We start from the raw sequence: 19,123 nt of genomic DNA on the forward strand, positions 1-19,123 counted from the left end.
AGATGCTCGTATGGATATCTTTGAATATATTGAGATGTTCTACAACGTAAAACGCAGGCACGGTTCCAATAATCAATTATCGCCTGTAGAGTATGAAAAGCAGTATGAAGAAAGGCTAACTAGTGTCTACTGACTCGGTGGCTATTCACAAGTGAGTGGTATTGCTATTCAGGGGCAAGATAGCATCGGTGAAGTACAAGAGGGTCTAGCTCAAGTTAGGCAAGGTGTTGAAGACCTAGTCCATTCAGTACATAGATTAAAACCATAAAATATTTGTAGGGTAATTACTTTATATCTGTCTATTTTTTGATGGAATGGTTAGCAAAAAATTATCCCATCTTAATTTAGTAACGCCTTCAATTTGGCATAAACTGTAAGCAAACATGCGAATGTGAGCACCAAGTCCCGTGATAAATCTGAGGGAATATCGGTTCCAAATGGGCGCTACCTGTATTGGTTCAATATATGCAGTGCTTCCATCCCGCCATACAGGAAAGAAGCAACTATTAGTTGGCGTTGACTTGGCATGAATGTATCTAAATTCAAAATCTTATCTGAATCTATTTCTATTTGTCTAAAGGTGTCTCAACTAAATCTACGAAGATCTTTGCTACTTCTATCGAAAGTTGAACTTGGTCGTTACCAGACGAGTTCAAGCTATCCCATAATTCTGTTAAGCGGTTTTTTGTCCTTAGCTAAAACCTCACAAATTCTGACTTATCTGCTAATAATTAAAGAAAAGAAAAACTTCTATCTTTTAGTTGAGGATGAAAAATAATGTTATTAAGCCTTAGACGAGCCAAAGTGAGCTCTCGCCTTACGCTCCTTCTTATAGCAACTGTTGTTATTGCCTCCATTCCGTTTATCAGTATGGTGCGGAGTTACCAAGCTGACCTTATACAAGCTAAGCAAGACAAAACCAAACAGATTATAGAAGTTGCGTTTGGCATGCTTGAACATTACTACCAACAAGAAAAATCTGGGGCAATCAGTTTAGAAAATGCCAAGTTGCTTGCCGCGGATGCCATTCGTCAACTGCGTTACGACCAAGGCGACTATTTCTGGATTAATGATCTCACTCCCAATATGGTGATGCACCCAATTAAACCTCAGCTTCAAGGCAAGAATGTCGGTGGCGTGAAAGACCCTTCAGGAAAAACGCTATTTATTGAAATGGTGGACGTGGCCAAAAGCCAAGGAGAAGGCTTTGTCCATTATCTTTGGCCAAAGCCTGGCTCAGAGGTCGATGTCGAAAAAGTTTCTTATATCAAACTATTTAAACCTTGGGGTTGGGTTGTGGGGACTGGAGTCTATGTGGATGATGTCGATGCACTGGTCATGTCACGTATACAAAGCATGGTGGTATATGTGTCGGGTGCGCTAATCTTGTTGATTGCGTTCTCTTTCATTATCGGACGCAGTATCACTAATCCAAGTAAAGCAACGCAACTTGCATTGGAAGATATAGCCAAAGGGGAAGGCAACCTTTCAACTCAGCTTGCCGTTGAAGGCAATGATGAATTCACGGCGATTGCAAAAGCCTTTAATCAATTTACACAAAAAATTCGTTCCTCTATTCAGAATATTACCCCTGTATCCCATTCCATTACGCAATCAGCACAGCTTATCGATGACATTACCGACATCGCAGCAAGAAAAGCCAATGAACAAATGGTCTCAGTAAATTCCGTAGCTGCCGCGATGACCCAGTTACAAAGCAATAATCATGAAGTGGCCAACTCAGCACAAAATGCCGCGCAAGCCGCGCAGGTAGCCAGTGATAAGAGTAATCATGGACAGGATGCAATTAATAAAGCGTCTTCCTTTATGACATCCCTATCGCACTCTTTGAATGAAACCGAGCAGAGCAGTATTAAACTATCAGAAGAAGCTGCCAATGTAGGCAGCGTACTGGAAGTAATTCGAGGTGTAGCGGAGCAAACCAATCTACTCGCACTCAACGCAGCAATAGAAGCAGCACGAGCGGGAGAGCAAGGACGTGGCTTTGCTGTGGTTGCTGATGAGGTGAGAACCCTTGCAACGCGCACACAAAAAAGCACTGATGAAATAGAAGAGATAGTTGACAGCCTTCAAACTCGAGCGAGAGAACTTTCGACTTCTATGGGGAAAACGCAACGACAATCGACAGCAACGTTAGAGCAAGCGGATTTAGCTAAACAGATTCTCGATGAAATCAATCAGCAAGTACATGATATTATGGCGATGAATCACCATATTGCTGAAGCATCGACTCAACAAAGTGCTGCAACGGAAGAAATTAACCGTAATCTGTCGCAGTTCACTGAGCACGCAGATCAAACGCATCAAGACGTGCAGCAACTCACTCAAACCAGTGAACAATTGTCCAAAGATAGTCATACCCTTAGTGAGAGTGTGAACGCCTTTAAACTGTCATAAATGAAATGTTAAGCCGCGTTCTTAAAGTGATCCCATAAAGTTGGACATTTCTGTTAAGCGGCTTTTGATTAATCACTTCATTAAATAGAAAATTCGCATTATGAATTTTCTATTTAATGAAGTAGTACAAACGTCATTCGGGATACTAAATTAAAAATATCTAACATTGATTTAGCCATTTATTGGCTAAATCATTCCTGCCCCAAAGCTTTCTAGCACTCGTTTAGTGAATCGAAAATTGACGAACTACTTGCCCTAACCGTTCTTATTGATTAACCCTGTTTTTAGCGCTTCTTCATGAGTGTGCGGAACTGGATGGGTATACATTATATTCTAATTTAAGTAGATTTTTGCGTTTTTCCAGATGGTGTATTTGATGGAGAACTGATAAGTTTTTTACATACAGATAGTTAACTGTGCTCGTTTCCACTGTTCTGATCTAACGCAGTAAACGCGCATGCGCACTAATAAAATGTTAGGCATCAAGAAGAATACTTACGAAAAGGATTGCTAATTGAAAGTTTATAAGTTTCGAGGTCCAGAGCAGATGGGCTTTTGTCTTTGACATCTTATTTAACAAGCAACTTTATTGTGCTGAGTGGCATACACTGAATGACCCTGTGGAAGGCGTATTCGTTTACTCTCATAGTGGTAGCAATCAAGAGTCAGCCACCAATTTTATGAAGAAGGTCGAGCAAGCCAAGCAACCTCTCCGTGTTTGCTCACTATCCAAAACCTTTGATGATCACTTACTTTGGGCTCACTACGCCAGCGGTTTTTCTGGAGTTGCTATAGAGTTTGAAATTGATGCTACAGAGGATGAAGTTGTAGATATTACTTACAGAGGCGTATTTGCTGGCGTTAACGAGTCAAACAGTGCAGATCCTTCTTCTGTCGCTAGGGCGGTTCTATCTTCTAAATATGATGCTTGGTCATATGAAAAGGAAATACGTATACTTACGACTGATATTTTTTATAAACTGAAAAATCCAATCAAGAAGGTTATTGCTGGCCATAGGATGTCTCAGCCACTATTTGATGCTCTTATAATCGTCTGCGAGAAGCTGGATATTGAAGTTGCTCGAACAGGTATAGGGGATGAAGGTATCGATGCAGATTATGTTTCGCCGTATGGAGCATCACGCTAGTCATACCTAACAAGCGCTCAATCGAACTATGACATAGAGAGCTTTAGTTGCAGCTAAAGCTTGGGTCTCACTTTACCCTAATTTGGAGTAGTTATTATCCATACAAAGCATTTAAGACGGATTCCCAACGCTCGGCATTTCCGGTTTGCTTCAGCTTAAGTGTTTACGGCACAATACGTTAAGTGTAGTGGTCTGCGTTGCTCACCACTTAATGCGGCGTTAGGTTTCTTTGAGCCACCCCGTAAATACAGGGTGGTTCATTAAAGACTAGACAGTTGCACCGAGGTGGTGTTCAATTCTATCCACCACTTTAGCATCCTCTAACAGATCAAATTTTCGAGCGAAAAGATTAGGGCTCGATATTAAGTTGGAAATATCGGCCATTGTAAACGTCCTTGGCCTTAGCTTTATGTCTCCATCTGGTACCCAATCGATAAAACGCAAATCATCTTGAACTATTTCACCATGACAATCGTTATTCATCATAACCGTTTGGAAAAATCCCTCATCAGCAATAAAAGTATTTTTATAAAATTCTTTATAGGGCTGAGATGCATCCGTATTACAGACAAAATCACAGAACTGTCGCGACACAATCATCCATTGAGTGCCAATAAACGGTGTTATTCCTGACATGAACTTTCTGGCTATTTTAGGTCGGTAAATATGTTCTTCATATTCAAAACACATATTTTCTATGCGATTCATCGTTTCGGGCCTAGCTTCATTTTGGTCTAGTGCTCGAATGAATTCCTTGTCTGGATTATTTGACAAAAAGTCATGAATATATGGCTGAGTTTTCAATGGAAAATCTTGTCCACTTAGGTTTATAAAATGAGTCCAGCTTTTATTCATATTTAATAACTTAGCCATACCACGAAGTTCAATATTAACTAGGCTATATCCACCCCATAGCGCATTTTCTGATTCAAGAATTTCGGCATTTTTGTAGTCACCTATAAACAAAGATATTTCATCTAAAATTTCTTTGCCAGAAGTTTTGTCAACATGGATAACGTAGTGATTATTTGGATGGTATATGGCATGAAATAACCGTTTAAATTGATCTGGATAGCGGTGAACGAGAATAAGATAAGCAATCATTAGATCATTCCTTGAGAAATCTGGAATATTTATTTTCACGCTCCAGTTGTCTCAGTTAGGGAATGTATGTTCTGAGTGGTAAGGCGTGTTCTTATCCTTATACTATATGGGGGCTCTGTCTTGATTAATCAATAGCAATGAAATATAAACCTAACAAACAGCGTAAGCTGGACAAATTTTCCACTCCGCTCCAAATTTGCCCTTTCGCTGGGCGTTATAAGACAAGGGAGGTTACGTGCACGAATTCATACAACTGATAAAGTCACGTTCAGATGAGCACGAAATAGCGTTTTCTCGCATACATGATCTTCCCGGTTCAATGATGTCGATTCTTAGGCAGGAGCTTGATTCATTAATTAGGGTCCTTTACCTATTAGCCATATCAGATCTAGAAGAAAGAAACAAGCTTATGGCATGTACCGTTAATGGTGAACGGTGGAAAATAGCAACAGCAAAGGGAAAGCAACAAGTTGTCACTGATGCAATGATGGTAGAAGTCTCAGAACAATTTGTTGCGGGTTGGGCGCGTTCTGTCTACAAGTTCGGTTGTGCTTTTATTCATCTTTCTAATTTTCATGGTTATAACGCTTCGAATCCCCTTGAAACTCTATCCAATGAGGAAAAGAAAGATATTCTTGATCACATGCGCCATTATCATGATGGCCCTGAATCGGACAATCCGACCTTTCAGGAGCTAGCTCATTACTTTCCAAGGGTGTTTGAAAAAATCAAGGGCAATCTTGAGTGCTATTTAGAGCACTTGGCCGAGGAAGAGCCGTCCGAACATGTCTTATAACAATCGCAGGCACAGCGAGGGTTTTTCCGTTGCGGCTTCCCTACAAAGCCGTGCGTGTTACGGGCGTTAGGCTTCTGGAAGAATACATAAAATGTTTAGTCGAAATTATAGATTACTTACCCAAGAGGGGCATTTGACAATGTCAAGTCTTTTGGGGGGGGAAACTCATTAAGAAACGCTAATATTGATGAGATTCATCGAGGTTTGTTTTATTCGGGTTTATTCGAGCTTGCAACAGGCTTTGAGCGTTTAATGAAAATAGTGCTTATCCTTGATCACCAGCTCAAAAACCATCTCAAAAATCCAACAAACAAAGAGTTGAAAGCTTTTGGTCATGATATAAAAGATCTTTTCAAAAACTGTTCGGTACTACCTCAAGCATATGGATTACGACAAGAATTAAGTCTTAATGATAAGCAAACAAAAATAGTTTCTACTCTTACAGAGTTTGCGAAAGGTTCGCGATACTACAACCTTGATGTGTTAACTAACCACAATAAAAATGATGATCCTATTAGTCTTTGGTTATCTGTAATTGATGACCATATTTGGAGCTTACGTAGCGATGTGCGTATAAAGCTACAAAATGATGCAATTCAAGTTATTGATCGCTCAGGTATGACTAGCCGTTGGCAGCAAAATGTAGATGGTGAGTGGATCACAATGCTCGACTTTTACTATTTGATGTCTGCTACAGAAAAGGCTAATCCTCATGTAGTGTGGTCGGTTATTGAGATACTGCGCCCATTTTATGGATTGTTGCGACACCAATGTCATGAGTTACACGAACTATATGCGTTGCAGGGTAAGGAAAATGAAATACCTTATATGTATGAGTTTTTCCCTTTTTTCCTAATACCAAAAAGTTCCGCTTTGAGAAAGAAACAGTGGGTTTGGGGAAAATAAGCCCATACAAGATTTTAAGGTTTCAAGATATTTTTACTAATCTGATATAAGCGGTTTACCAGATTGCGCGTAACTCACTTTTGTCCGTGCGACCTGAAGTCGTATGAAGCGTTGTTCACCACGACAAGAGTGAACCATCTGTATCACCAGATGCCCCTAGGATTCTGAATAAAGCAGCGAATCCGACAATGTAACGAAACTCGGTTGTTAGACCGAGTGGGAACTGAATCGTGAGAGGACGTTCTTCCTGATAACCACAAATCGGGTAAGTGCTAGGGTGTCAGTATGATGAACGTAAGTGAATCCACGTAAGGCGCGTTATGTGATGAAGCAGCGGAAGTGGTTAATACGCTGTGGCCAAAACGGCAATGAGAGTCGGAAAGATGTTGGACAGTACTCTTTCGTGATCGTTGAACTCTCCGCACTATAGTGGGCATCTAACCTGATGTTTTACGCAACATACGGAACAGGGTAAGCCTGTATATCTCCCTTTCGGGAAAGCAGTCTGCGAAGACTGCCGATAGGTGTGCAGGTAAAGGAGGTTAGAAAAAGCAAATGCCGCTTTGTAATGAAGTGGATACAGGTTTATATCTGGCGCGAAAGCGAGCTGACTTCTAACTGGTCTCCCGTTGCAAGATGATTTGAAGAACTTTATTTAAGGAGAAACGCAAATGGTGGCTTCATCAGAAGTTAGTGCCTCTCCTAATGGTACTCTATGGCAATCCATCGATTGGAAAGCTGTCGAGTCGCACGTGTTAAAGCTTCAAATGCGCATTGCAAAAGCAACTCGAGAGGGAAAACACAGTAAAGCGAAGGCTTTGCAGTGGATCTTAACGCACTCCAGATCAGCGAAATTACTTGCTGTGAAGCGGGTGTCCCAAAACAAAGGCAGTAACACTCCAGGAATCGATGGTGTCATTTGGAATACGGATGCCCGTCGAATGACCGCAGTGGATCAATTGAATCGCAAAGGCTACCGAGCTAAACCGCTCAGACGTATCTACATCCCGAAAAAGAATGGCAAACTCAGACCTCTAGGCATTCCATGCATGATAGATAGAGCGCAACAAGCGTTGTATCTGCTTGCTCTGGAGCCAATTTCGGAAACAGTAGCAGACCCAAATAGCTACGGTTTTCGCCCTAATCGCAGTACGGCTGACGCAATAGCACAATGCTTCAAATGCTTGTGTCTTAAACGTTCAGGTCGCTGGATTTTGGAGGGAGATATTAAAGCTTGTTTTGACAAGATTGGGCATGAATGGCTACTTGAACATGTTCAAATAGACAAAGGGATGCTAAAGCAGTGGCTAGACTCAGGCTATATCGATAAGGGCTTGTTCTACCGAACGTCGGAGGGAACCCCACAAGGCGGAATTATCTCTCCAACGCTTATGTTACTGACACTTGCCGGCCTAGAAAAGCTCGTAAAAGAAGTCGCTAAGAAATCGGGTGAACGAGTTAACTTTATAGGTTATGCGGATGATTTTGTGATAACGGGTTCATCAAAAGATGTGCTTGTTAACGAAGTCAAACCACGACTGATTGATTTTCTAAAAGAAAGAGGGTTGGCTCTCTCGGAAGAGAAAACTCACCTTACTCATATAGATGATGGCTTTGATTTTCTGGGTTTTAACCTTAGGAAGTACAAAGGTAAACTGCTCATCAAACCGAGTAAAACTAACGTTCTCTCTTTTTTGGGAAACTTGCGTGAACTCATTAAGAAGCACGCAACAATGCCAGTCAATGATCTTATCAGGCTATTGAACCCTAAACTGAAGGGGTGGGCGAATTATTATCGCCACAGCGTTGCAAAACGTACTTTCGGTTATCTCGGTCATCAAATCTTCTGGTTACTGTGGCGATGGGCGGTAAGACGCCATCCTACTAAATCAAAAGACTGGGTAAGGCGCAAATACTACATGAACAGAAGTGGTGGTTGGCAATTTCATGGTTGGCAGAAAATCGCGAATATGGACTGTCACTACAACTTAGCTCAAATAGCGAAAACGCCAATTAAAAGGCATGTGAAGATCCGAAGTGCGGCTACACCGTTCGACCCTAAGCACCAAGATTACTTGGCAAAGAGGCAGTTGAAAAAGGAAAGTCGTCACTCTTGGTTTGATCCTGTCTTAACTGCTATCTAGGTTGCTGGGTAACGTAATACGCCTTAGCGGAGGCTTGAGCCGTATGCAGTGAAAGTTGCACGTACGGTTCTTAGGAGGGCGGCACTTGGTAACAGGTGTCGCCTATCCGACAATTTCAATTTACAACTTAGTAACGAAGATGAAATTTTAACGGTCTAATGCATAGGCTAAATTGGGTGTTAAGCTCACAACTATTACCCTTCGTCACTTATATCTTCATAAGTCACCAGATCTTCAATACGACAGTTAAAATAATGGCATAAGGCATCAAGAGTTTTGGTTGTCGTTGTATACCCTTCGTCACGAATCATCTTCGCCATAGCAGATCTTTGAATTCCAATCTCACTAGCAATCTCAGCTCCTGATATCTTGCGGCCTTCTTTTAGAGACTTTGCTTCTATTAATTTCTTTAAGTTATAACGAATCAAGTATATCTTCCAAAATCAATTTAGTTTGTGTCTTGAAAAGACACTCGGATTGTTCTATATTGACCATGTGTCTTGATAAAACACGTGAAAGGAGGTCAATATGGACCACACACTATTAACGGTGAAAGAGCTCGCAGCTCGGATCAAATTTAGCGCCAACTATATCAATTCAAAACTGCGAGACTCGATCTTTATCGAAGGTAAACACTACATCCGACCTTTTAATGGTAGAAAAATTCTTTACATATGGGAAGAGGTAGAAGCGGAATTATATCAAAGCGCTACTCGAAATGCGGTTTATATTCCAATGGCAGCAGGGAGAGTGTGTTATGGGTAGTGTTAATGCAAGAGGCAATAAGTTATATCTTGATTTCCGTTACAAAAGTGTTCGATGCCGAGAGCAGACTCTATTGCAGAACACCGCAGCTAATCAACGGAAGCTGAATAAATTACTTAACCAAATTGACTCCGATATTCGACTTGGTTGCTTTGTCTATAGTGAATACTTCCCTGATTCAAAAAACGCCGTTAAGTTCGTCAAAGAAGATATTCAAGCGAGGCGGAAGAAGGAAGAGTTGTTGGGAGTATATAAAACTGCTGCAAAAGAGCTTCAGGGTATAACAACCATTCCATTTGAAGAGTTTGCTAAGGAATGGTTTGAGGAAAATGAGGTTAGGTGGAAAACCAGCTATGTTCAGAGCATGAGAATCTATCTGTTTAGCTATTTGGTCTCGGAGTTTGGTGATACGAACGTCGACCAAATTACTCGACCTGATATTTTGAAGTACAGAGCTAAGTTAATGCAGCCAAAGCCAGATGGTACAAAGCTATCAACTGATTTCGTGAATCATGTAATGACTCCGCTGAGGATGATTTTGCGTGAAGCTGCTGATAGATATGGATTTCGCTGCCAGTTTGAAAATATCAAGCCACTTCGAGTTGAGCGCCGGGATGTTCATCCATTTACATTAGAAGAAGTACTGCAGTTTCTTGATACGGTTAAACAAGATTATCGTAATTACTTTGCAGTGCGATTCTTTACCGGAATGCGAACATCGGAAATTGATGGCCTCAAATGGCGATATGTCGATTTTAAGCTGGGTGTGATTAGTGTGCGGGAAACGTATGTCCAAGGTAAGATGGATACGACTAAAACGTTAGGTTCTGCACGAGATATTCAAATGTCGAGTATGGTGATAGAAGCACTGAAAAGGCAGTATGACATCACTGGTGACGGTGAGTATGTATTTTGTAATGCGGAGGGCAACCCTCTAGATAAAGGTAATATTCGCGATAGAGTATGGATGCCTGCATTGGAAAAAATGGGGATTGAATACCGGCGCCCTTATGAAACTCGTCATACTGCTGCGACGCTCTGGCTAGCCGCTGGGGAAGCCCCAGAATGGATAGCACGACAAATGGGTCACTCCAATACGAAAATGTTATTTGAAATCTACAGCCGTTATGTGCCCAATTTAACTCGTCAGGACGGCTCTGCATTTGAACGGTTACTGCAGCAGGTTAAGGAGAAAAGCGAATGAACTACAACGCTATGACAGTCCATTGTGCCAGCCTGTGTTTGGATGTGATAAATCAAAACCAGTTCTTTAATTATTCGGAGTCAGACATCTTTGGTTTCCAGCATGAAGTGAAACAACTTATTAAAGAGAGGCTGCAGTCCTCTACCTATAGAATGACAAATGAAGACGAGATAGTTAAGGCATTAGCTGAAGGTGTGATTAACGTTCTATTGCATTACAGACGTCATATCCGTGGTTATTCGACAGAATTCATTCTTGGTTCAATCCAAAGCCAGCTTATAGATCTCTGTATGGATGATATTTATAGACGTAATACATATGGTACTAATGGGTAGGTGATGACATGCTGGAGTACTTAGACAGACCCATCGCATTTCATCGTTCATTTGTAAATTTAGGTATCGGGATAACCGGTGCCTTACTGTTGAGTCAGGCGTTGTATTGGTCAAAACGAACCAAACATGATGAGCGTTGGTTTTACAAGACTCAAGATGAGTGGAGTGAAGAAACTGGAATGACTCGCCGTGAAATTGATACTGCGAGAGGAAAGCTTAGGAAGTTAGGGATTCTTTTGGAGAAAAAACAAGGCATTCCATGCCGGTTACACTACAAAATTAACGAGCCAATCTTGATTGGCTTATTGGAGCAAACTAGTTTGGCGGAAAGCGTCAGACTAGATGTGACAAAAGAGCCAGGCTGTGCTGCACAAAAGTGCCAAACTATTACAGAGAATACACAGAGATTAACAGAGACTACTAAACATAGTGACAGAATCCGCCAAACTGGAATAAGGAGTCAACGTCGTGAAAATATGTTAACGATGAACAGTAAATTTGGATTGCCAGAGGAATTAAAACGATGAATAATCGACTACCAATCTGGGAAAAAATCCCCTCGCACATTACGCCCAAATCGTCTGATGAGATGAAAGCAATTCGTTCTCAAGTCCCACAGTTTAGCATGCCCGATGGAAGTGAGAAAACAATTAAAACCGGGATTGTGGCAGGGGTAGGTGAGCGATTTAAAACCAGTTCATTTGGTAATTATCTAATGCCTACTCAATCTCAGATGGATGCTGTGAATTGCGTACAGAACTGGGCTCAGAAGGTGCAAGACGGACTAGACACCAACTTAGTGTTGGCGGGCAATCATGGTACCGGAAAAACCCATCTTGCTACTGCGGTTTTGCGGTTACTTAGTCTCACCGGTATCAACAGCGAAATTATTACATTTCGAGATATGATGCTTGAGATACGCAGTACTTATCAGTCCAGCACTAAGCAAAGTGAATTGATGATACTGCAACGATTGAGTTCTTGTGATGTGTTAGCTTTAGATGATATTGGTAAGCAGCGTAATTCCCAAAGCGAACAACTGAGCTTATATTCACTCCTTGATAAACGCTACAGTAATAAGAAACCAACAATACTTATAACCATGCTTCCTGGGAAGGCTTTCTGTGAACTGCTTGGTGAAGCGGCTCTTGACCGAATTAGGCAGGGACATCTAGTCTGGGTTGAGTGCTCTTGGAATAGCTTTCGTATACTGGGCGACGAATAAAAGGTACATGACACTGTCTGTTTCAGAAAATGCAATCTCTATTGATTCAGACTAAATAAAATTTTTAATAAGGCGCTTCATATAATTTTATCGTGAGAACTATTTATTAGAAGGAAAATACTGTGTTCAGTAGCTTTACTTGAATTGACATAAATTGTTAAATGATTAAGCATTAATATAAGATACGATAATTATAGGTAATAGAGTTTGTTCTTTAATAGCCCTTGGTGCATAGGGATTGGGCCTTTAGGATTGCTAATAAATGTCGTATTGCCGTTAGCAATCTGTTTCTCTACAGAATCGTGTTGATGACCTGCAACCCAGAATCTCGCCCTTGCTACTAATTCATCGCTTAACGATGCGTGATAGAAATCGGTATAGGCATTAGTTATATTTTCGCTTTTAGCAAATGCTTCAATATTGGGTAGGTGGTGTGAAATAACCAAGTCAACCCTATGCGGTAGATTATTAATGAAGGATTTATGCTGCTCTTCTATAATGCGATGGTTGATGAATTTTAGGTCGTTCATTAACAGGGCGTAATCGGATACTTGAACATCTGAATATTCATGTATCGGAAACCACAATGTACCTCCGTATATTTTAAACCCATCAATTTCTACCGCTTCGTTATCAAGGAATATAAAGTTTTCAATCTCAGCACTATGCCTTTTAAGCTTTGAGATTGGAGAATTTTTCATCACCCGTGTATAGGAAGGGTTAGTGATGTATTCTTTACGGAATGTAGAGCTATTGATACGAGCAGAAAGGTTCTTTTTACTGTACCACTCATGATTGCCTGCGATAGCAATAACTACCCTAAAATGCTTACAAAGTACATGCTCTACATAGTTGAAACCCGATAGCGAATTTGAAACATCGCCTGCGATAATTAATACCGCATCTTTATCAAAATCATTCCAGAAGTCTCGGCGGATACTATACGCATCGATGTGTAAATCTGATGTTACATAAAATTTCAATAGAGTGGCTCCTTTTCAAAAGTAAAATTGTCACTATATCTCGTGCCACTTCAATAATGCTTAAAGATTGCCCTTATGTACACTAATTAAACTAGCTAACCTTACTGACTGGTTTAATTCTTACTGTCTTTTCTAATGCTTAATCATAATGTGGCGTACAACCGTATAGTCTTGTAGACCATACATGGACATATTTTTTCCATAACTTGGCAGTTTTGTCGCCCCCGCTTTATAAGCGTAAATACCCGTTTTTGACCTTCCTTACTCAAACCTAGCGCTACTTGTTAAAAGAGTTCTGAGACAGAGAAATTTGTTGGTGTTTTTTTACTATGCCTATTTTTCTAGATATCGCTTGAACGTATCGAAACTCTCCACGTTAGGATTGGGTGCATCCTCGCTGTTGACAGTCTGTTTCATCCGCTTTAAGTCAAATGTAAAGGAAAGATCTTTTACATTCCATTTAGGTGTGTTCTTGGGATTATATGTTTGGGCTCGTTCTGTTTTCATCTCGACCTCCGACATCAATTAACTTCTCACATGAAGCGTATCAGTCTGCTTAGTAAACATAAATCACAGCAGGGACAGTTACAACAACTCAGGATGTTTATTCTAGCTTTGATTTTATGGTAAATCGACTTGCATATAATTATAAGTTATTGAATATATATTAAATTTAAAAAAATTATAATTGTCTGGTAGTATATTAGCGTTTACTGCGTAGGGAGGTTAGTTTGTTTTTCGTTTGTTAAAGAACCGTACTTGAGACTTGAAGTTTAGGCCAAATTGATAGCAGTTTTTTTATCAGTATAGAAGGGTACTTTTGTTTGGGTATGAAGCCGAACTATAGATTATAAAATAGGCTTTGGGATAGGGTGCTTTGCAGCGCTTGGAGAAATCTAATAATGGAGTAATTGAAATAATAAACGTATAAGGTTTCAAGATACTTTGCCTACCAGCCTAGCTGGCTAAAAGTTTTTTCTCTATTACGTTTAAGCATTCTGCTATTTTACATACAAAGCCATTCATTATGGGCAACTTTTTCTCAGGGCGAATTAGCTTATTGAAAGCTTTGGAGCTTATTTCTTAGCTTGTTGCAAGCGATGAATTTTTCTTAACACCCAGCTAGAACTATTGACGACAAAGATACCAGAAAGGATGAAAACTGAGCCTATCAGGAATTGCTTATCGAGGTGTTCTCCCAGCAAGAGGTAACCAAAGACCACACCAAACAATGGGGTCATAAATGAGAGAATGCCAATTTGTGACGCTTGATAACGGCCCAGCAGCCAGAACCAGACTAAAAAGGCCAGAAACGACACGATTACTGATTGAAATATCAGATTAATCCACACCAATGGCGTCGAATTAAAATGCCACTGTTGCGTCACGGTAGAGGTCATCGCCAGTAAAGTAAATCCAACAATGAGTTGATAGAAGACCACTTGCTTTGCTGGTACTTTCGAAAGGGAAGTACATCGCACAATCACCGTTGTCAATGACCAGGCTAATGCAGCAAGAAAGGCAAGAATATCTCCGATGAACGTACCAGAAGCATCCATTGAGCTCGGTTCCCAGAAGATGATGCCGATACCGGAAAACGCAATCAGAATCCCACCCCATTGAAGTAACGACATTCTTTCTGATGGAACAAACAGATGAAGGATTAAAGCGGTAAAGATGGGAGAACTATATAAAAATACAACGGCGTGAGCTGCGGTCGTTCGGGTTAGTGCTTCTCCCAATAAGAAAAATTCCAATGCGAAGAAGATTCCCGCAAGAATTCCATATTTTATTGCACCCCATTCAGAGACAAAACGTTCTTTTTTATAACGCATGTACGTTAGGATCAAAACGGCTGCAAATAATGAGCGTAAAGCAAGTTGGACGATTGGATCCATGTCGGTACTGACGGCTTTAATGGCGACTTGCTGCCCTCCCATGATCATACAAAAGATGACCATCAGAGAGAAGGCGGTTACATCGATCGGTTGTCGTTGTTGCATGGTTGTTTATCTTCTGGTGATTGTTGTTAATATTTATATTGCCTGTGACGCATTCAAAATATATAGTTTAAAACTGACATGTAACCGCACAGAAGTGACACTTTCGGTTATGAAAAAAAATTGCAGTTTAGTTCCATTTCAAAACCACATCCCTGAGCCGATGTATTTTCGTGTCGCCGAAATTCCTGCCGATTCGTGTTATCCTAACCACAGTCATCCTTGGGGAGAATTTGTCTATTCTTACAATGGTGTTTATGGAAGTGAGGATCGGTAGACGCTCCTACTTGGCTCCCTCTCAGTATGGGATTTGGCTTCCACCGGGAATCGAACATCAAGGTTTCAATCAATATGAGGCAACACATTGTTCGTTATATATTGAGCCGTCTTATGCTAACGCATTGCCAAACAGAGTATGTGCGTTACAAGTCACCCCATTGGTTCGCTCTGCGCTTGAACATTTAAAACAATTTTTACCTGTGTCGCCTTATTCTGCTGAGCAAACTCGCCTAATCCGAGTTATTTACGATCAACTTAAGAAGACTAATTCTATCGAGAGTTTTTTACCTTCTACTGATGATGCAACGTTATCGCGGGTACTTGACCATATCGAAAATCATCTTGATCAAGACATTCCTCTTAAAACGCTGGCTGCTCATTTTTACCTCACAGAGCGTACTCTCATGAGAAAAAGCAACAAAGAATTGGGGATGCCGCTTACTACAGAGTGGAAGCAAAAGCTTAAAGTACTGAAAGCCATGAATCGATTGGAGGTGGGCGATAGTGTTGAAGTTATCGCCCTTGAGCTGGGTTATTCAAGTTCGTCTGCGTTTATCGCTATGTTTAAACGAATCATGGGAGTGACCCCCAAAGAATACGTTAAGATGAACGTGTAATGTTCTGAGCAATATGGCTCCACATACTGACAGGGTTTGAGTACATAGGGAAATGCCCGCAGTGCGGTATTTCTCCCAGTTTTACTCCTTGGCTCTCAATATGAGATAAGTAGGACAGATGTTGATTCTGCTCTCCATACATGAACATCTTAGGGCAAGGTAAGTTAAGAAATTTATCCATCAATTCTCCTTTATCGGACAATTCAACCATGGATGTGAAAATGGGTTTAACCGTATCAACTCGTACTTTGTGCCGTAAACTGGCCGAATATAACGCGCTGGCGTAGTCAGGTGCATGACGAGTTCGGGTAATGAATTCATCAAAGAAATCTGCCGTGTTGTCCGCTGGATAATTGACAATTTGGCGGCTCAGGAAACAATCTTCCGGTGCAATATTTCCTTCAATATCGGTGAAGCTAAGTACACGGTCTGGGTACTGATGTGCCAGCATTAACGCGGTTAATCCTCCCATGGAATGTCCCACGAGATGAAACCGTTTGAATCCAACTTGATCCAGTATCGCAATGGCTGTTTTCAGCAGAAACGGGATCGTTACGGATGTGGGGTCGCTGCATTGTGTTTCGCCGCATCCCGGTGCGTCGTAGGCAAGAAAAGGATGACCGTTAAACTCTGCATAGTGAACGATGTCGGCGTAATCTTCTTTGGTGGAACCAAATCCATGGAGAAAGACAATCGGAGCTTTTTCGCCCGATCTGGTTATCGCGGAAACGCTAAGGTGTATACCTTCTATTAATAAAGGGAAACGTTGGCTTGAAAATAGCTCCATACAATACTCACATCTGTTGTTGATGTTGCCAATGTACAACTTTTGATTGATAGTTAAATTCTAATATTAGTATCTCTGTGATACGAAAATAGAATTAGAAGTATAGCATTAGGCATTTTAACGTACTTCATTGTTGCGTCGTTAGGGACTATTGATGAGTAAAATCGATTACAGGTTGATAAAACAGCTTTATCTTTTTCTGGCGTTTGCCGAAGAAGAGAACTTTGGTCGTGCGGCAAAGCGACTGGGGATGTCTCAGCCTCCTTTAACGGAGCAAATCAAAATACTTGAGCAGTCGTTGAAGCTCACTTTGTTTGAACGCTCTCGACGCGGTACTAAACTTAGCGCGTCGGGAAAAGCTATTTTTCCTCATGTGCAAAAGTTTGTTGTTCAAATGTCATCTCTGGAAAAGATCGTTCGAGAGGTGGCGCACGGACAATCTGGTGTCATTCATATTGGTGCCATCACGTCTGCTATGTTTGAAGTTGTGCCAGCCTTTCTAGAACATTTCAAACAACGTTACCCAAATGTAACGGTTTTTGTGGATGAAATTGACAGCGCTGAAGCCATCACATCGTTATCTTCTGGTGAATTGGATCTGGCGTTTGTTCGGGTGGAAGGTGAGGTCGGTATGGGATTAAGCACGTTTCCTTTAACAGAAGATAAACTCGGCGTTGCGTTACCACTGAATCATCCGATGGGGGAAGCGAAGAGTATCTCGTTGAGAGATTTGAAAGAGGAAGCATTTGTTATGTCTTCCAGGCGAGTTAATCCAACGTATTTCGATCTATTAACTTCAGCCTGTAGAAACCATGGGCTTAATCCACGCATACTCTACGAAGTTCGTTCGGTTACTGCTCAGATTGCCTATGTGAGTTGTGGTCAGGGGGTTGCTTTAGTACCTATGAGCATGGTCAGCATGATCCCCACTAATGTAAAGCTTGTCCCGCTTGAAGAGCTGATATCCATCGTGACCGCCGCGTTAGTATGGGATCCTAAGCGAGGACACCCTTTAGTCGAATACGGTATTAAGTGGTTGAAAGAACATATCACTGATAAGAAAAACGTATCAAACTATTAGTTAAATAGTATTTTTCACCCATTCAAGAACGACTGACAATAGTACTTCTTTCTTTACTATAACGAGTGTCATCTTGGATACCTATTTCAGTTTTGCTGCTATTGCATTAGCCGTTGTATATATGCCTGGCCCAGGTACCTTAAAATCCATCACGAACGCGATTAACTTTGGTTTTCAAGGATCGGTCGTTGGGATATCAGGTCTAACGCTGGGCGTTTGTTCTGTCGCTCTGTTCTCTGCTACAAGTCTGGGGCTGCTGTTGGTGTCCTCGCCTATGGCTTTTAAAGTGGTTTCTTATTGCGGATCTGCCTACTTATTTTACTTGGGACTTAAACTGTGGTTTAGCAGCCGCAAGACTCAGGTGATTTCTACTGACGTGGTTTTCAAAAAGAGGCAAGTGTTTGGGGAAGGTGTCCTGTTACAATTTAGTAACCCGAATGCTATCCTGTTCTTCTTTTCTGTTTTCCCTCACTTTATCAAGCCAGATGAAAGCTACGTTGTACAGTTTTCGGTGTTGGTAGGGATATTCAGTCTGGCATTTATCTGTGCGCATTCAACCTATGCGTTACTCGCCTATAAGGCCAAAACACTCTTCCTGGGCGAACATCGGCACTGGTTGAATAGGAGCAATGCTATCCTGTTTATATTGTTGGCTATCTACTTAGTATGGAGTTCATCCGTTTAATCACGTCATAACTTCAAAGGAGAAAGGAATTTGAACATTAAGCACCTTGACCATTTTGTTTTAACCGTGGCTGATATTCCGACATCGGTGGCTTTCTTTCAATCGGTGATGGGTATGAATGCTGTCACCTTCGGAGAAGGACGAGTCGCCTTGGAATATGGTCAGCAAAAGATCAATTTGCACCAGCTAGGCAGTGAGTTTGAGCCTAAGGCACAACATGTACAAGCGGGTAGTGCCGATCTCTGTTTTATCATTGACGGGGACCTAGAAAGCGCAATGCAACATGTTCAGGCTCAAGGGATAAAAATTATAGAAGGGCCTGTCAATCGAACGGGAGCGCTGGGGCCGATTACTTCCTTTTACTTTCGCGATCCTGATGGAAATCTGATTGAGTGCTCCGTGTATTATTCTTAACACGTTGAAAATGCTTTAATTAACTCGTATTTATATGAATCAAATAGGAACTCGAAACCACTTTGTCCAAAGACTAGTAACTCAATCTAATTAATAGAGATAACACCAAGGCCACTCCAAATAGAATATGCGATACCGAAGGGCATAGATTTAAGAGGTAACGACAAAAAAGATAGATACTAAAGCCTAAACCTGAATGAAGAGAGCGGCTTAGTAAAAATCATCTATATAC

21 protein-coding genes are annotated in these 19,123 nt (G+C 41.1%); 15 read left to right on the forward strand and 6 right to left on the reverse strand.

Translation table 11 applies throughout. From position 1 onward, the window contains the following. The 3 genes from EES38_RS20430 to EES38_RS20440 all read left to right on the forward strand — a co-directional run. On the forward strand, positions 1–133 hold a 133-nt coding region (locus tag EES38_RS20430; protein ID WP_148090379.1), incomplete at its 5' end, for an IS3 family transposase. Positions 134–777: 644 nt separating this feature from the next. Further along, a complete protein-coding gene (locus tag EES38_RS20435) occupies positions 778–2,418 on the forward strand; it encodes a methyl-accepting chemotaxis protein (protein ID WP_124939081.1) in 1,641 nt (546 codons plus the stop codon). 680 nt (positions 2,419–3,098) lie between these two features. Then, entirely contained in the window at positions 3,099–3,566 is a 468-nt protein-coding gene (locus EES38_RS20440; RefSeq protein ID WP_208020486.1) for a DUF2971 domain-containing protein, read from the forward strand. Between the two features lie 267 nt (positions 3,567–3,833). Here EES38_RS20440 and EES38_RS20445 read toward each other — a convergent pair whose 3' ends face one another. Next, a complete protein-coding gene (locus tag EES38_RS20445) occupies positions 3,834–4,670 on the reverse strand; it encodes a beta-1,6-N-acetylglucosaminyltransferase (protein WP_124939082.1) in 837 nt (278 codons plus the stop codon). A 235-nt stretch (positions 4,671–4,905) separates the two neighbouring features. Between EES38_RS20445 and EES38_RS20450 the strand changes: the two genes are divergently transcribed. The 3 genes from EES38_RS20450 to ltrA all read left to right on the forward strand — a co-directional run bounded on the left by EES38_RS20450 (position 4,906) and on the right by ltrA (position 8,516). Continuing rightward, positions 4,906–5,466, forward strand: coding sequence for a hypothetical protein (locus tag EES38_RS20450; protein ID WP_124939083.1), 561 nt, complete (start codon positions 4,906–4,908; stop codon positions 5,464–5,466). 252 nt (positions 5,467–5,718) lie between these two features. Beyond that, on the forward strand, positions 5,719–6,372 hold the full coding sequence (locus EES38_RS20455) for a hypothetical protein (protein WP_208020487.1): 654 nt from the start codon (positions 5,719–5,721) through the stop codon (positions 6,370–6,372). Between the two features lie 671 nt (positions 6,373–7,043). Next, positions 7,044–8,516 carry a group II intron reverse transcriptase/maturase gene (ltrA, locus tag EES38_RS20460; protein ID WP_124939084.1) on the forward strand — a complete coding sequence of 491 codons (1,473 nt, stop codon included), beginning with the start codon at positions 7,044–7,046 and terminating at the stop codon, positions 8,514–8,516. Between the two features lie 194 nt (positions 8,517–8,710). On the opposite strand, the gene EES38_RS20465 is transcribed toward ltrA, so the two are convergent. Further along, positions 8,711–8,944 (reverse strand): helix-turn-helix domain-containing protein, encoded by a 234-nt coding sequence (locus tag EES38_RS20465; protein ID WP_124939085.1) that lies wholly within the window; start codon positions 8,942–8,944, stop codon positions 8,711–8,713. A gap of 100 nt (positions 8,945–9,044) precedes the next feature. Here EES38_RS20465 and EES38_RS20470 point away from each other — a divergent pair, with 100 nt between their 5' ends. From EES38_RS20470 to EES38_RS20490, 5 genes are read left to right on the forward strand one after another with little or no spacing between them, the layout of a single operon-like run. Next, positions 9,045–9,281 (forward strand): hypothetical protein, encoded by a 237-nt coding sequence (locus tag EES38_RS20470; protein ID WP_124939086.1) that lies wholly within the window; start codon positions 9,045–9,047, stop codon positions 9,279–9,281. Continuing rightward, the gene (locus EES38_RS20475) at positions 9,274–10,485 is read left to right on the forward strand and encodes an Arm DNA-binding domain-containing protein (RefSeq protein WP_124939087.1); all 1,212 of its coding nucleotides are present in this window, start codon (positions 9,274–9,276) and stop codon (positions 10,483–10,485) included. The genes EES38_RS20470 and EES38_RS20475 overlap by 8 nt, the downstream gene beginning before the upstream one ends. Next, entirely contained in the window at positions 10,482–10,820 is a 339-nt protein-coding gene (locus EES38_RS20480) for a hypothetical protein (protein ID WP_124939088.1), read from the forward strand. Before EES38_RS20475 ends, EES38_RS20480 begins: the two co-directional genes overlap by 4 nt. An 8-nt stretch (positions 10,821–10,828) precedes the next feature. Then, positions 10,829–11,347 (forward strand): hypothetical protein, encoded by a 519-nt coding sequence (locus EES38_RS20485; RefSeq protein WP_124939089.1) that lies wholly within the window; start codon positions 10,829–10,831, stop codon positions 11,345–11,347. Continuing rightward, on the forward strand, positions 11,344–12,045 hold the full coding sequence (locus EES38_RS20490) for an ATP-binding protein (protein ID WP_124939090.1): 702 nt from the start codon (positions 11,344–11,346) through the stop codon (positions 12,043–12,045). The genes EES38_RS20485 and EES38_RS20490 overlap by 4 nt, the downstream gene beginning before the upstream one ends. Positions 12,046–12,236: 191 nt before the next feature. Here EES38_RS20490 and EES38_RS20495 read toward each other — a convergent pair whose 3' ends face one another. Together EES38_RS20495 and EES38_RS20500 are read right to left on the reverse strand one after the other, a co-directional pair. Beyond that, a complete protein-coding gene (locus tag EES38_RS20495) occupies positions 12,237–13,028 on the reverse strand; it encodes a metallophosphoesterase (protein WP_124939091.1) in 792 nt (263 codons plus the stop codon). Between the two features lie 1,076 nt (positions 13,029–14,104). Next, positions 14,105–15,031 carry a DMT family transporter gene (locus EES38_RS20500; RefSeq protein ID WP_124939092.1) on the reverse strand — a complete coding sequence of 309 codons (927 nt, stop codon included), beginning with the start codon at positions 15,029–15,031 and terminating at the stop codon, positions 14,105–14,107. Between the two features lie 170 nt (positions 15,032–15,201). Here EES38_RS20500 and EES38_RS20505 point away from each other — a divergent pair, with 170 nt between their 5' ends. Continuing rightward, the gene (locus EES38_RS20505) at positions 15,202–15,924 is read left to right on the forward strand and encodes an AraC family transcriptional regulator (protein WP_243694237.1); all 723 of its coding nucleotides are present in this window, start codon (positions 15,202–15,204) and stop codon (positions 15,922–15,924) included. On the opposite strand, the gene EES38_RS20510 is transcribed toward EES38_RS20505, so the two are convergent. After that, positions 15,908–16,711, reverse strand: a complete 804-nt coding sequence (locus EES38_RS20510) for an alpha/beta fold hydrolase (protein ID WP_124939093.1) — start codon at positions 16,709–16,711, stop codon at positions 15,908–15,910. The genes EES38_RS20505 and EES38_RS20510 overlap by 17 nt on opposite strands. Positions 16,712–16,865: 154 nt before the next feature. On the opposite strand from EES38_RS20510, the gene EES38_RS20515 reads away from it, so the two are divergent. From EES38_RS20515 to EES38_RS20525, 3 genes are all read left to right on the forward strand, one after another. Beyond that, a complete protein-coding gene (locus tag EES38_RS20515; RefSeq protein ID WP_124939094.1) occupies positions 16,866–17,792 on the forward strand; it encodes a LysR substrate-binding domain-containing protein in 927 nt (308 codons plus the stop codon). Positions 17,793–17,865: 73 nt separating this feature from the next. Then, complete coding sequence (locus EES38_RS20520) at positions 17,866–18,477, forward strand: LysE family translocator (protein WP_124939095.1); 612 nt, start codon at positions 17,866–17,868, stop codon at positions 18,475–18,477. A 30-nt stretch (positions 18,478–18,507) separates the two neighbouring features. Beyond that, a complete protein-coding gene (locus tag EES38_RS20525) occupies positions 18,508–18,891 on the forward strand; it encodes a VOC family protein (RefSeq protein WP_124939096.1) in 384 nt (127 codons plus the stop codon). Positions 18,892–18,977: 86 nt separating this feature from the next. Here the strand turns inward: EES38_RS20525 and EES38_RS20530 are convergent, their stop codons facing one another. Continuing rightward, a complete protein-coding gene (locus EES38_RS20530; RefSeq protein ID WP_439333281.1) occupies positions 18,978–19,058 on the reverse strand; it encodes an SMR family transporter in 81 nt (26 codons plus the stop codon). Positions 19,059–19,123: the final 65 nt, after the last annotated feature.

The sequence above is a fragment of the Vibrio viridaestus genome, assembly GCF_003856525.1.
Taxonomy (GTDB): Bacteria; Pseudomonadota; Gammaproteobacteria; order Enterobacterales; family Vibrionaceae; genus Vibrio; species Vibrio viridaestus.

Coding starts and splice junctions, on each gene's coding strand:
- EES38_RS20515 (WP_124939094.1), top strand. CDS start 16,866: ATGAGTAAAATCGATTACAGGTTGATAAAACAGCTTTATCTTTTTCTG.
- EES38_RS20510 (WP_124939093.1), bottom strand. CDS start 16,711: ATGGAGCTATTTTCAAGCCAACGTTTCCCTTTATTAATAGAAGGTATA.
- EES38_RS20470 (WP_124939086.1), top strand. CDS start 9,045: ATGGACCACACACTATTAACGGTGAAAGAGCTCGCAGCTCGGATCAAA.
- EES38_RS20475 (WP_124939087.1), top strand. CDS start 9,274: ATGGGTAGTGTTAATGCAAGAGGCAATAAGTTATATCTTGATTTCCGT.
- EES38_RS20435 (WP_124939081.1), top strand. CDS start 778: ATGTTATTAAGCCTTAGACGAGCCAAAGTGAGCTCTCGCCTTACGCTC.
- EES38_RS20485 (WP_124939089.1), top strand. CDS start 10,829: ATGCTGGAGTACTTAGACAGACCCATCGCATTTCATCGTTCATTTGTA.
- EES38_RS20445 (WP_124939082.1), bottom strand. CDS start 4,670: ATGATTGCTTATCTTATTCTCGTTCACCGCTATCCAGATCAATTTAAA.
- EES38_RS20500 (WP_124939092.1), bottom strand. CDS start 15,031: ATGCAACAACGACAACCGATCGATGTAACCGCCTTCTCTCTGATGGTC.
- ltrA (WP_124939084.1), top strand. CDS start 7,044: ATGGTGGCTTCATCAGAAGTTAGTGCCTCTCCTAATGGTACTCTATGG.
- EES38_RS20455 (WP_208020487.1), top strand. CDS start 5,719: ATGAAAATAGTGCTTATCCTTGATCACCAGCTCAAAAACCATCTCAAA.
- EES38_RS20440 (WP_208020486.1), top strand. CDS start 3,099: ATGAAGAAGGTCGAGCAAGCCAAGCAACCTCTCCGTGTTTGCTCACTA.
- EES38_RS20480 (WP_124939088.1), top strand. CDS start 10,482: ATGAACTACAACGCTATGACAGTCCATTGTGCCAGCCTGTGTTTGGAT.
- EES38_RS20490 (WP_124939090.1), top strand. CDS start 11,344: ATGAATAATCGACTACCAATCTGGGAAAAAATCCCCTCGCACATTACG.